This is a genomic window from Terrimonas rubra, assembly GCF_042686025.1.
Lineage (GTDB): Bacteria > Bacteroidota > Bacteroidia > Chitinophagales > Chitinophagaceae > Terrimonas > Terrimonas rubra.
This window is the reverse complement of sequence record NZ_JBHUOZ010000001.1, coordinates 1,630,691-1,644,448: the sequence shown is the minus strand read 5'-3', so window position 1 is coordinate 1,644,448 and position 13,758 is coordinate 1,630,691. Positions and strand designations below refer to the sequence as shown.

The 13,758-nt window shown below is 42.3% G+C and carries 9 protein-coding genes; 6 read left to right on the top strand and 3 right to left on the bottom strand.

Features of this window, described 5'->3' with window-relative positions:
* The first annotated feature begins 64 nt into the window (after positions 1 to 64).
* The 4 genes from ACFS6H_RS06980 (at position 65) to ACFS6H_RS06965 (ending at position 8,643) form a co-directional block, all read left to right on the top strand.
* Entirely contained in the window at positions 65 to 1,309 is a 1,245-nt protein-coding gene (locus ACFS6H_RS06980; protein WP_386096630.1) for an ROK family protein, read from the top strand.
* Between the two features lie 36 nt (positions 1,310 to 1,345).
* Positions 1,346 to 4,762, top strand: a complete 3,417-nt coding sequence (locus ACFS6H_RS06975; protein ID WP_386096628.1) for a SusC/RagA family TonB-linked outer membrane protein — start codon at positions 1,346 to 1,348, stop codon at positions 4,760 to 4,762.
* Between the two features lie 19 nt (positions 4,763 to 4,781).
* Positions 4,782 to 6,380, top strand: a complete 1,599-nt coding sequence (locus tag ACFS6H_RS06970; protein WP_386096626.1) for a SusD/RagB family nutrient-binding outer membrane lipoprotein — start codon at positions 4,782 to 4,784, stop codon at positions 6,378 to 6,380.
* A gap of 157 nt (positions 6,381 to 6,537) precedes the next feature.
* Entirely contained in the window at positions 6,538 to 8,643 is a 2,106-nt protein-coding gene (locus ACFS6H_RS06965) for an endonuclease MutS2 (RefSeq protein ID WP_386096624.1), read from the top strand.
* A 10-nt stretch (positions 8,644 to 8,653) separates the two neighbouring features.
* Here the strand turns inward: ACFS6H_RS06965 and ACFS6H_RS06960 are convergent, their stop codons facing one another.
* A complete protein-coding gene (locus ACFS6H_RS06960; RefSeq protein ID WP_386096622.1) occupies positions 8,654 to 9,667 on the bottom strand; it encodes a bile acid:sodium symporter family protein in 1,014 nt (337 codons plus the stop codon).
* A 144-nt stretch (positions 9,668 to 9,811) separates the two neighbouring features.
* The gene (locus tag ACFS6H_RS06955; protein ID WP_386096619.1) at positions 9,812 to 10,546 is read right to left on the bottom strand and encodes a C40 family peptidase; all 735 of its coding nucleotides are present in this window, start codon (positions 10,544 to 10,546) and stop codon (positions 9,812 to 9,814) included.
* Between the two features lie 449 nt (positions 10,547 to 10,995).
* On the opposite strand from ACFS6H_RS06955, the gene ACFS6H_RS06950 reads away from it, so the two are divergent.
* Complete coding sequence (locus ACFS6H_RS06950) at positions 10,996 to 12,312, top strand: OmpA family protein (protein WP_386096617.1); 1,317 nt, start codon at positions 10,996 to 10,998, stop codon at positions 12,310 to 12,312.
* Positions 12,313 to 12,409: 97 nt separating this feature from the next.
* Here the strand turns inward: ACFS6H_RS06950 and ACFS6H_RS06945 are convergent, their stop codons facing one another.
* The gene (locus ACFS6H_RS06945) at positions 12,410 to 12,709 is read right to left on the bottom strand and encodes a GIY-YIG nuclease family protein (protein WP_386097233.1); all 300 of its coding nucleotides are present in this window, start codon (positions 12,707 to 12,709) and stop codon (positions 12,410 to 12,412) included.
* Between the two features lie 142 nt (positions 12,710 to 12,851).
* Between ACFS6H_RS06945 and ACFS6H_RS06940 the strand changes: the two genes are divergently transcribed.
* Positions 12,852 to 13,649, top strand: coding sequence for an alpha/beta hydrolase (locus ACFS6H_RS06940; protein WP_386096615.1), 798 nt, complete (start codon positions 12,852 to 12,854; stop codon positions 13,647 to 13,649).
* Positions 13,650 to 13,758 lie beyond the last annotated feature (109 nt).

The window sequence follows — 13,758 nt, the reverse complement described above, 5'->3', positions numbered from 1 at the left end:
TGTTTTTTTAAAAAGAAATGTATTTTTAAGGTAGAAACGATTGTATTACACGCAAAAAACTGCTATGGGAAAGAAGGAGAACTATAAAAACCTGATCTTAAGTACCTTTTATTTTTCGGGTAAACAATCCTGCGCGGATATCAGTGACAGCATTGGGAAAAGTCTTCCTTTAACCATGAGCTTACTGAGCCAGTTAATGGATGAAGGTTATGTGTCTGAATCGGGCTATGCGCCATCCAGCGGGGGAAGACGGCCGGTTACCTACAGCCTGAATGCGGACATGATCTATATTATGTCTGTAGCCATGGACCAGTTGGTGACCCGTATTACCATTATGAATGGCCGTAACGAGTTTGTTATCCCCGTAGCCAAATATGAACTTCCTTTAAATAATAATACCAACGCCTTATCGCAACTGGCAGTGTATATGGAACAAACCATTACCCAATCGGGCATTGACCGCAGGAAAATAGTTGGTGCAGGTATTGGTATGCCCGGCTTTATTGATCCGGAAAAAGGAATTAACTACTCTTTTCTGAACACAGGCAACGCTGTTTCAATTACGCAGTTTTTACAGGACCGGTTAAAGATGCCCATTTATATAGATAATGACTCCAGTTTGATTGCGCTGGCTGAATACCGTTTTGGCAGTGCAAAACTCCACAAGAACGTGATGGTGGTAAATATTGGCTGGGGCGTGGGCCTGGGTATGATACTGAATGGCTCACTGTTCAGAGGTACCAATGGTTTTGCGGGTGAGTTTAGCCATATACCCTTCTTCAACAACAACAAACTATGTAGTTGTGGTAAAAGCGGGTGCCTGGAAACAGAAACTTCCTTAAAAGCCATTATCGAGAAAATGGCCGAGGCATTAAAAACAGGCAGGGCCTCCCTCTTAAACAAACATTTTCCAACAGGGCACGAAGAAAACGACTGGCAGGAAATTGTAGCCGCTGCAGTAAAAGGCGACAAATTAGCCATTGAAATATTATCCAATACGGGTTATGAATTTGGTCGTGCCGTTGCTATCCTTATACACCTTTTGAATCCTGAAACGGTTATACTCAGCGGCCGCGGTGCACTGGCCGGCAAAGTATGGCAGGCCCCGGTGCAGCAGGCATTAAATGAACATTGTATTCCACGCCTGGCAGCCAATACTACACTGGGCATATCCACCCTTGGTTACGATGCAGAACTTATTGGTTCCGCTGCATTGGTAATGGAAAACAAACTGAAGGGAAGCCATATCCATACAGGACCGGAAAAACCATCAAGACGCCATATCAAGAAGACTAAAAGCCACAAATAAAAAATACTCAAATTTTTAATTTTAAAACAACTGCAAATGAAAACAAGACGATTGTTACTCTTATTCGTTTCCATGCTGTTTAGCCAACTCTTACTGATGGCCCAAAACAGCAGAGTAATTACCGGCGTTGTAAAAGACAACGATGGTAAACCGGTGCCGGCCGCCACGGTTAGTGTGAAGGGAACCACACAAAATGTTATTACAAATGAAGATGGTCAATTCACCATCTCCATTAACAGGGCAGATGCCACTATCATTGTGTCTGCAGTGGGTTTTGGCACCAAAGAAATAAAAGTAGGCGCTCAGTCAAACATCGACATCAGCCTGGAAACGGCAGCTTCTGATCTATCAGAAGTAGTGGTAACGGGACTCGGTATTAAACGTGAAGCTAGATCCATTGGTTATTCCGCTCAAAAGATCAATAGCGCTGACATTACTAAAGCCAGTGCGCCGGACCTGGCCTCAGGCTTAATGGGTAAGTCGGCCGGTTTAAATATTTCAATGCCCAATGGTATACAGGGCGGATCGCAGAGAATAGTGATCCGTGGTAACAACAGTATACTAGGCAGTAACCAGCCACTGATAGTAATTGATGGTATTCAGGTTCAAAATGATCCTGTGGGTGGTTCAACTTCTACTGCGGGTACCAGTATTGAGAACCCGAAGGACTGGGGTTCTTTCTTAAACTTTTTAAACACCGATGATATCCAGGATATCACCGTATTAAAAGGAGCCACTGCCGCTGCATTATACGGAGCAAGAGGTTCAAATGGTGTATTATTAATTACCTCCAAAAAAGGTATTAAAAAACCAGGTATCGGTATTGATTATAATTTCTCCACCTTATTCAGTAAAGCGGCAAGGTTTCAGGAGGTACAGAATGAATATGGTTACGGTGGAGCAAATGCCATGTGGTCGGCCACACCACAATTTCCTACAGTAGGCGGCGAGTTACGTTACCCGGGTAACTATCCCTGGGATGGTCAGCCGGTTGGTGATGCTTACCAGGCAGCAGGTACTATTCCCGGTGGTTATTCTACCTGGGATATATTCAGCTGGTATGGACCTGCCGCTTCATGGGGACATAAATTGGATGGCACTGAAATAGTATGGTGGGATGGTGTTAAAAGAAAATGGGATCCGCAACCGGACAACAGGAAAACTTTTTTCAGGACCGGTAATACCACTACACACAATTTATCATTCAGTGGCGGTGGTGATTTTGGTACCATTCGTGTTGGTTTAACCCGGTTGGATAACACGGCTGTATTACCAAACAGTCATTATAACCAGAACACCGCTAACTTAGGCGCTAACCTGAATATATCTAAAAAGCTGAAAGCAGAAGTAACGGCCAGCTATACCAATTACAACCGTAAGAACACACCTGATATTGGTTCTGAGAACTCCTGGGCCAAATTTATGATCCATGGTATGTCCAGGGATTATAAACCTTTAGAGTTTGATATGTACAAAAACGCCGATGGCAGTAAGAATATATTTGACCAGACAACCCCGTTTCGTTTTTATCCATACAATAATAACTCCTTTAAAGACCTGTTCTGGAATTTATACGAACATAATCAAGAGTTGACACGCAACCAGTTATTAGGTTCTTTAAAACTGTCTGCCGATTTTACTCCCTGGTTAAATGTAACCGGCAGGGCTTCTATGAACTATGCTACTACTGACATTGAAAGTAAATACACACCCATTGATGCAGGTGGTGTTCGTGGTCAGTATGGTTTAGAGAATACAAAAAATCAAAACTTTAACTTCGAGTTATTCACCACCTTACACAAGGAAAATATTATAAAAGATGTAAACGCCAGTTTATTGATCGGTAACGCTGCTTTACGCACCAGGATGCATAATTTAAGTGCCTGGAATAATGGTGAGACCACACCATTTACCTTACCGAATAAATACTTCCTGGCCAACACCACAGGAACTATACCTGCAGCCAAGGAACTGTGGGGCGATTATGACCTGAACAGTTTATTTGGTGTACTTGACCTTTCTTATAAAAACTACCTGTTCCTGCAGGTAAGTGGCAGGAATGACTGGTCATCGACCTTACCGGTTAAAACTGCTTCTTATTTCTTCCCATCGGGTAGTTTAAGCTTTGTATTTACAGAAGCGATTAAAGGCATGCAGGATATTAACTGGTTAAGCTATGGTAAATTAAAAGTATCAGCAGCGCAAAGTGCCAACGGAGCTTTACCTTATCAAACAAACTATACCTATAGTTCCTATGTAATCAGTAATTACCTGAATACGGATGAAATCAACTCCCCCACTGCCTTTGGTGGCGTACCGGTAAGACGCGTGGAAAAAATACTTCCGCCTGCTGACCTGCTGGTTCCGCAAAGAAACCGTTCTTATGAAGTTGGCCTGGAGTTAGGTTTTCTTAACAACCGTATCAATACCGAGATCACCTACTATCAAACAAAAGCCACCAGCCAGATCATGAGTGGTTCACTGGCCCTTTCGTCCGGTGCACAATCCATTACATTCAACAGCGGTGCTTTATCCAATAAAGGTGTGGAATTTATTGTAAGAGCCACCCCGGTTCAGAAACCCGATTTACGCTGGGACGTTACCTTAAATGCAGCACATAACAAAAACAAAGTATTATCCTTATCTGAAGGAATTGACCGTTACCCGTTACAGGACCTGTGGGCCAGCAATGGTGTACAGATGTATGTAGAGGTTGGCCAGGACTACGGAAGTATTTATGGCTATGATTATACCTATAAAAACGGGCAGAGAGTAGTTGAAAAGATCTTAGATAAAAATGATCCGACTAAAGTAGTGGGTACCCGTTATGTTACGACTACCGATCCTGTTGTAATTGGTAATGCTACACCTAAACTTACCGGTGGCCTGGGCAATACCCTGAGATATAAAAATTTCAGTCTGTACGTGTTGACCGATTTCAAATTAGGCGGTGATATTTATTCTGCTGACTATGCAGCTGCTATGGGCATGGGCCTTTCTCCTTCCACTTTATCAGAAAGAGACGGTAACGGTTTGCCTTACACTTATCCTGATGGAACTAAAGCTAATCATGGTGTGATCATCGATGGTGTATTTGCAGATGGTACAAGAAATACCGACGTGGTTCATTATATGTATAAATATGCAGGGGCGTTCCAGGGTTGGTCAAATGTAAAAATGCCACGCAGCAATGCTGTATTTGAAAACACATGGGTTAAAATGCGTGAAGTAGCTTTAACTTATTCTATCCCAAGCAACCTGGTTAAAAAATTAAAATTTGTACAGGGTTTAGACCTTTCACTGATCGGTCGTAATTTATTCTACATCTATACTTCATTACCTGAAAAATTAAATCCTGAAGCCATTAACGGTATCGGTAATGCGCAGGGCATTCAGTGGGCACAGTTCCCGATGATGAGAGATATGGGTATTTCACTGAAAGTAAGATTGTAAACCTTAAATTCTAAGAACAATGAGACGCATAACAAATAAAATATACGTTGCCCTTTTTGCTGCGGTGCTTATTCAAACCAGCTGTAAAAAAGGATTTGAAGAGATCAACACACCAAAAGATAAAGCATCCACGGCTTCCACACCGGAGATGTTCAATGCCATTGTGAGCTCGCTGCCCCTGACAGCAGGCGAACAGTCTGTTTTAAATTCCTGGATATACCCCATCACACAACAGGGTATTGTAGTATCCGGCGCTTATCCTTACGATAATGCAAAAAATGCCGTTTGGGAAAACTATTACCTCACTTTAGGCAACTACCGGGTACTGGAAGACAGGATCAACAAACTGGCCGATAAGGAAACCTACAACAATATATTCGCCATGTTAAAAACCGTGATGGCGTATAAAACGTTGAAGACGACCAATTACTATGGCAATATGCCCTATACCAATGCAGGTTTTGCACCTTTATCGGATGTTACAAGATACAAGGCTACTTATGATAAGCAGGCTGATATATATCCTGCTGTAATAGCTGATTTGAAATGGGCTGTTGACAACCTGTCTACAGCAGCAACCCAGGTATCTTTAGGTGCATATGAAACGCTGTTGAAAAATGACATACCACTCTGGATAAAATTTGCCAACAGTCTTCGTTTACAGGCGGCAGTTACCATGTATGATAAAAACCCAACCTTCGCCGGTCCCCAGATCGCTGAAGCTTTAACCAAACCTTTATTGGTAGAAGGTGAAGACATCGGACTGTGGCCTACAAAAATTCCTAACCTGAAATTTGAATGGCGCCAATGGTCATTCTCCGCTAACTGTTATTTACGTTTAGGCAGTACCATGTGGAGCTACATGTCAGCTAATAACAATACCGATGGTAGTGGTATTTTTGATCCCCGTTGCAAAATCTTTTTTGAAACCAATAATGCCAATCAATGGGCAGCTTACCCGCAAAATCCTTTAACATCTACTCCTTCAGAAGGCGGTGCCCCTTATAACCTGGAAAACCGTACAGCCAGCTGGAGTAATAAAGGAACAGGCAACAATATCTCCAATTTCAATTTTTACTTTGAAAAGGATATGACCAATATCCCGGAATTAATATTAACCGCTTCGCAGGTACATTTATTAAAAGCCGAAGTGTATAACCGGGGTATGGGCGTTACGGCCAATGCCGCTACTGCCAAACTGGAATATGAAGCTGGCATTAAAGCATCGGTAAACATGTGGACCAAAATAGCATTTGATATGCCGGAATGGACCGTTAATAAACCGGCAGCAGCTACTGTTACCGCCGGCGAATTAAATACATTGTTGACCAACCCTGTTGTAAGCTATAGCGCTACTCCCGCTACGGCACTCAGCCAGATCTACGCACAATACTGGGTAAGTACCTATAAACAACCATGGGATGCCTGGACACTGTTAAGAAGAACCGGTGGAAAAACCCCAATGTCTTCTTCCAATACAGCGTATTATACCAATAACTATGCTATTTACAACAGGTTTGTTTATCCTGATAATGAGTTCAGTTACAATAATGAGAACTGGAAAGCCGAAACAGGCTCAACTGATTTGCCGTCCAAAAAAATATGGTTACAACCATAATCGCCTGTTAGTAGTGTTGAATAAAAAGCCGGTTTAATACCGGCTTTTTTTATGGCAGGGGCCTTCCTGGCTTGTTCCCGGGAGATCAAAAATGCCATTTTATTAAAAATGTGTAGTTACCTTTGCCCATTGAAAAAATAAGTGAACAGAAAAGAGGATGAAAACTTACCCCGAATCGGCTGTCGTACAGCTGGAGTTTGATAAAATTAAGGACCTGCTGGTAAATTATTGCCAGACCGAGCAGGCCAAAACACGTGCACAACAATTACGCATACATACCCGCAAAGATTTTATTGATGTTGAATTAAGGCAAAGCCATGAATACCGCCAGCTGGTGGTAAATGGTATTTACTTTCCCAATGATCATACCTTAAACCTGGGCCGGCAGTTAAAGCTGTTGTCCATCCCCGGCGCAGTATTGAACGGGGAAGAACTAATGGATATCCGCAAACTGGCCGAAAACCTGGAGAAGATATTCCGCTGGTTTGATGCCGAAAGAAAAACCTATTATGGCTCACTGGCCAGGGTGATTGAGAATAGTTACTACGAAAAAAATATCATTGCTTTTATTGATGAAGTGCTGGATGAAAGCGGGCAGGTAAAAGATAATGCGTCGGAGGACCTGCAACAGATACGCATGAGTCTTTACCGCAAACGGAATGAGTTGCGTAAAGTATTTGACCGCATTGTTTCCAAACTGAGCAAGCAGGGCTACCTGGCCGAAATTGAAGAAAGTTTTATGGGCGGTCGCCGCGTTATCGCGGTTTTTGCCGAACAGAAACGTACCGTAAAAGGAATTTTGCATGGCGAGAGTGACAGCCGTAAAACAGCTTTTATCGAGCCGGAAGAAACCATTGAACTGAATAACCTGGTACATGAACTGGAGAATGATGAACGTAAGGAAGTGTACCGCATCCTGCGCCAGTTAACAGCAAGACTATCCGCTTATGCCGATCTGCTGAAACAATACCACAGCATATTAGGCGAATACGATTTCATAAGGGCCAAAGCAAAACTAGCAGCTGATTATAACGGCGAGTTCCCCGTAGTGATAGATAAAGCCCATGTACACCTGGTAAATGCCTATCACCCGTTGCTGTATATCTATAACCAGCGGAATAAAAAACCAACCATACCACTTACCATTACCCTTGACGATTCGCAACGTATCCTGGTGATCAGCGGACCCAATGCCGGTGGTAAAACGGTGAGCATGAAAACCATCGGCTTATTGCAGATGATGGTGCAAAGTGGTTTACTGGTGCCGGTACACCCCTCTTCGCAGTTTGGTATTTTTAAGCAACTGATGATCCATATCGGCGATACACAAAGCCTGGAATTTGAGCTGAGTACCTATAGCAGCCACCTGATCCATATGAAACATTTTATGGAACATGCCAATGGTAAAACCTTATTTTTTATTGATGAATTAGGGGGCGGTAGTGATCCCAACCTGGGCGGCGCTTTTGCCGAAGTAATTATGCAGGAGCTGGCCCGCAAACACTCCTTTGGTATTGTAACCACGCACTACCTTAATTTAAAAGTAATGGCAGGTAAAACAGCCGGCATCATTAACGGTGCCATGGCTTTTGACGAAAAGAACCTGCAGCCACAATATAAACTGCTCATCGGTAAACCCGGCAGCTCCTACACTTTTGCCATTGCCGAACGCATTGGCCTGGATAAAAAACTCATCAACCGTGCTAAAGAGCTGGTAGATGATGACCAGTTCAGGCTGGATAAATTACTGAACCGCACGGAACAGGACCTGCGCGACCTGGAAAAAAAGGAAGGCGCTTTACACAAGCTGGTAAAAGAAAATGAAAAGCTGAAAAAAGAGATGGAACAGGTGTTGCATAAAGAGAAACACCGCCAGCAGGTAGAACTGTTAAAAGAGCAGAACCGCATTTCCGAAGAGCGTATTGCCTACCTGAAAGATATGGAACGCAAACTCAAACAAATGGTGTTGGAGTGGCGTAAAACGGAGGACAAGAAAAAGGTGATCAAGGAAATGGAAGGCCTGCTGTTTAAACGTGACGAGAAAAAAACAGCCAGCAAAATGCAGAAAAAGCTGGACAATAAGTTTGACGAAATAGGTGGCGATATACAACCCGGCAGCCAGGTAAAAGTAAAACGTAATCACCAGGTAGGTACTGTACTCGAGCTGCGTGGCAAAAAAGCCGTGGTAAAGATCGGTTTACTCCCTATGCAGTTTGATACCAGCGACCTGGTAGTAGTGAAAGAAAAAGCACAGGAGCAATAGTGTGCTGCCTTTACGTCCCTGCCTGAACAACGTTTTCGGGTCCGGACATTTTACGGTTAGCCAGTCTTTGTGCAATAATACCGGAAGCAATTAGTTGCAGTGCATGGTACAACATCAGCGGCATAATAATAATGCCCATAATGGTACTGTTGGGAAATAATATTTTCGACATTACCGTTCCATGTACCAGCGATTTTTTCGAGCCGCATAACATTACCGTTATACTATCCTCCATATTAAAACCCAATAATTTGCTGATGGTATAAGTTATGCCCAGCACTGCCAGGAAAAGCAATAACATACCCCCCATTAATAACAGCAAAGTACTCATGGCAAAACCATCAAACAGGTGCTCGGCAAATGAATGACTGAAGGAGGTATAAATGATCAGCAATATGATACTCTGGTCAAACAACTTCAGGCGTTTACTGTTCTTTTGTGCAAAGGCCCCAAAACGGTGATGCAATAACATACCAATAATAGCCGGCAATAATACCTGTAACGCCGATTTGATCACCACGCTGCTTACATCAAAACCACCAACATCCGATGCTATGAACAGGCCGGTCCATAAAGGCGTAAACACAATACCCAGTAAACTGGAAATAGTAGCATTAAAAATAGCAGCGGGTATATTGCCTTTGGCAATAGATACCATCACAACCGAAGAGGAAACAGTGGAAGGTAATGCCGCCAGGAAAAATGTACCCAGCCATATTAATGATGCCTGTTCCGATACAAACAAGGGTTTAACCGCAATTACCAGTAAAGGGAAAAATAAAAAAGTGGTAACCTGTATCAGTAAATGCATCTTCCAGTTTACCAAACCGGCTTTCATTTGTTTCGGGCTGATCTTGATACCATAAAAAAGAAAAATAATGGAAACACCATACCCGGCTATTTCTTCCAGTGATACAGGACTGGTGGCAATACCCGGCCCCGGAAAAAAATAACCCAGCAATACCATACTGATAATGCCGATCAAAAAACCATCTATCCCGAACTTTGCTAAACTTAATTTCACCCTTTTACTTTGCCGGTTTAGTAAATTAAAAACTGGTACAATATTAAATATTCAATTTTAAATTAAATATCACCTGTAAATAAAAAACGCATAATGTGATCAGCTCATCATTATGCGTACTTATAACTTTATTTATTTTATTATTTACTTCAACATAGCTTCCTGCTTTTCTATCCTGCCTGCGCCCAGATAACGTTTCAGGTAGTAACTTTCATACATATCACTCACCACCACACCCTGCGATACCGATGCATGAATAAACTTATTATTGCGTAAATAAATACCAACATGCGATACACCGCGGCCTGTATTAAAAAACACGAGGTCACCTTCCTTTAGTTCGGTGGTCGATATTTTACGGGCATAAGCATGCTGCTCCCTGGCTGTACGGGGAACCATTAAACCAAAGGCAGATAAATAAACCGCCTGTACAAAAGCCGAACAATCTATACCCGCTTTGCTCGTGCCACCCAACCGGTAACGGGTACCATACCATTCGTCTACATGGTCCAGCAGGTTCATGCCTACCAGGTTTTCCACTTCCATATCCAGCAGTATAGAATACTTTAATTGTACATCTGACACTGACTCCACCGCGGCAGTTTTGTCAAACGCGCCGGTCAGCTTCATTCTTTCTTTGGCCGATGTACCCGCATTAGAGGTGGGAACTGTTTTAGCTTTTGTATGCGAAGGCACTGCAGTGGTACTAACCGTACCCGAACTCACATTAATATCGTTCAGAAATTTTACTTCTTTGGTGGGCTTTGTTTCTTTTTTCTCAGCAACTGTTCTGTTATTGTTGGCATCCAGGGGGCGCAGCGTACTACAACTTGCCAGCGATACAATTGCTACTAAAGGAATGATAATTTTTTTAATCATGTTTAGTTGTTGAGGGAGGGCAACAAAAATTACCCCAACGAGTTAATAAAATAGGATATCAGTCCATCTATACCTATGCTTAAACGCAATTCGTGCAAATTAATTGTTTTCAACTACAAATCGTTGAAAATTAAACAACTAATTTAATTTTAACGGTTTTATTACAGGTTTTCTCTTACTTGTTACAATACAGTGCAGCTAACTGTTTATAAATTAGGGCTTTCGGCTGTACCACACTCTTCAGCTGCAGTCCCGGCTTTTCGTTACTACTCCGCCTCACAGCCACCCACAACCCTTCAGCGGGGTATCCACTCCAATCCGGCAGCCCTTCACCTGCAATAACACTACTCATGCTTTACATAATCCACACACTTATACATCTTCATGCGTAATAACAGGTCTTCTCACCGCAATAAATTTGTGTACACTATTCATTACAACCTACAGTTATGAAGCAAATACTGTTCAGCTTTTTATGTATCTGTCCCTTCTTTTCATTGCTGCAAGCACAGGTACGTAATATGGATAAACGGATAGAAAGAAAAGTAAACGACAGGATCAACCGCAAAGTGGACCAGGGTATTGATAAAGGCCTGGATGAAGTGGAAAAAACTGCCGAAGGAAAAAACAAAAAAAATGACCCGCAAAAGGGTAAAAAAGTAACGGATGCCCCCACTGCAACCGATGTTGTTAATAATACAAACCAAAGTAAAACCTTCAGTGCTCAATCCAGGTTTGATTTTGTAGCGGGTGATAAAATTATGGCTGTTGAAGATTTTTCACAGGACGCCACCGGCGATTTCCCTGCCAGGTGGAACACCGATGCCTCCGCAGAAATTATGACCATTGATGGCGAAGAAGGAAAATGGCTGGCCCTTACCCGCTCAGGCGCACTCACACCAGAATTCATTAAACAATTACCTGAAAATTTTACATTGGAATTTGATGTATATGTATCCCCCACCTATAGTTATTACGATGCATCATTGGGTATTGCTTTTGCCAAAACAAAATCGGCCAACGATTTCAGCATCTGGAAATTATATGGTGATAGTAAAAGAGCCGGTCATACCGGTGCTATTGTGTGGCTGCATCCGCAAAATGCAGGCGCGGTTAAAGCAGGCCATAGTAATGTGGAAGTATGGGAGGCAGGTAAAAAAGTTATAAGTAATACTGCCGGTAATATCAGTTCCTTTAACCTGGTTAATAACAAAACGCATGTGGCCATCTGGCGGCAAAACCAACGCCTGCGGGTATACCTGGGCGAAGAAAAAATATGGGACCTGCCCAAAGCATTTGCACCCGGTACCCTGTTCAATAGCCTTGTGTTCAGCCGTTACAATGCCAAGGACGATCATAACTTTTTCATCAGCAACCTGAGGCTGGCCGCAGGTAATCCGGACACAAGACATAAACTCATCAATGAAGGCCGTTTCTCTACCTCGGGTATTTACTTTAACACGGGCTCAGCACAAATAAAACCCGAATCACACGGTGTAATAAAAGAAATAGCTTTGGCATTAAAAGAAAATCCCGATGTAAAAATTGATATCATTGGACATACCGACAATACCGGCAATGCAGCGGCCAATCAAAAACTATCCGAACAACGCGCCGATGCCGTAAAACAATACCTGAACAAAACGTTTGGTATTGATGCCGGTCGTATAACCACCGGTGGTAAAGGTTCCACACAACCCCTGGCCGTTAATACAACCAGTGAAGGCAAAGCGCAGAACCGGAGGGTGGAGTTTGTGAAGAAATAATGATACATGATACCAGGTAATGCAAGGTTTGCAGTGCAGTATTTCACAAACCGGTAAAAGGACTCGTCATCTCTCCCTGCGGTCGAGGTCTCCTGCTTTAGAAATACAGCAAACTATAGACACCTTTTTCTATTTCCTCATTAAGAAAGGTAAACATTGGGTTCTTTGTCAGTATCAGCTGTTCCTTTTTACTTCGCCGCCACTTTTTTAACTCTTTCTCTCTTTCAATAGCAGTTCGTATATCATCAAACCACTCATAGTAAATTAAAAACTCAACATTATACTTTGCCGTAAAACTGGTAGAAATAATATGCTGTTCGTGTTCCCATAGCCTTTTGCTGAGGTTAGCAGCCGGAAGGCTGCCCGATGCACAGGGGTTTGTAAAGAAATAATAAATATTATACTTTACCGGCGTACAATTCTATCACATCGAATCAATAGAATAAACTCCTATTTTTAGGTTACCGAAAGTGTAACCACATATGATGCCATCACACAGTAATACTAACAAAGCATATTTCAAACTACTGGTGTATGCCTTGTCAATTCTACTAGTACCCGCGCTATTGCTGGCCTGTTCCCCCAAAAGAGACTTCACTTCTCAAACTATATTTTCCGATCTGGTGAAGGACAGCTTTGAGCTATACATTGACCTGCCGCCCGGCTTTAAACAGAGTAAAGAATATAGTATTGCTTTATACATGGATGCCAATCTAAAAATGGGCAAAGAACTAAGGGAACAAATTAAATTACCCGTCTACCAGCAAAACCTAGAAAATGTAATTTTTGTCGGTATAGGTCATATTGGAAACTACAGGGTATTAAGACGTAGGGATTTTATACCGCCCGTTGTGGAAGACGGTGATACAACGATTAATAGTGACGAAAATTTTGGTCATGCAGATGTTTTTTACTCATTTTTATCACAGGAATTGATTCCTTTGCTGGAACAACAATTTAATACCAATAAACGGTACACCATCATTGGTCATTCCTTTGGTGGCCTTTTCAGTTTTTATTGCTTATTAAACCAACCCGCCATTTTCACCAACTATGTGGCGTTAAGCCCTTCTCTATGGGCAAACTATCGCAATTACTTTGAGCAGGAAAAATTGTTTTACCTGCAAAACAAAAAAATCACTGGGAATTTGTATCATTCCTGCGGGACCATGGAATGGATAAACAAAGTACTATACAGCTCCCGGGATATGCGGGATAGTATCAATAGCAGAAATTACAGAAATTTACGATACACATACCAGGAACACCAGGGGAAAAATCATAATGGCGTTGTTCCTGTTTCCCTTGAATACGTATTGGCCAATCTTCCGTTCTGAAGGTTATAGTTTTTACCAGGTAAGTGCGTCTTTCTCGGTTTCAGCCTTCCCAGTGCAGGAGATGCTTCCTTAGGTGGCATGATATAACCCCGGATAATATTTGATATAC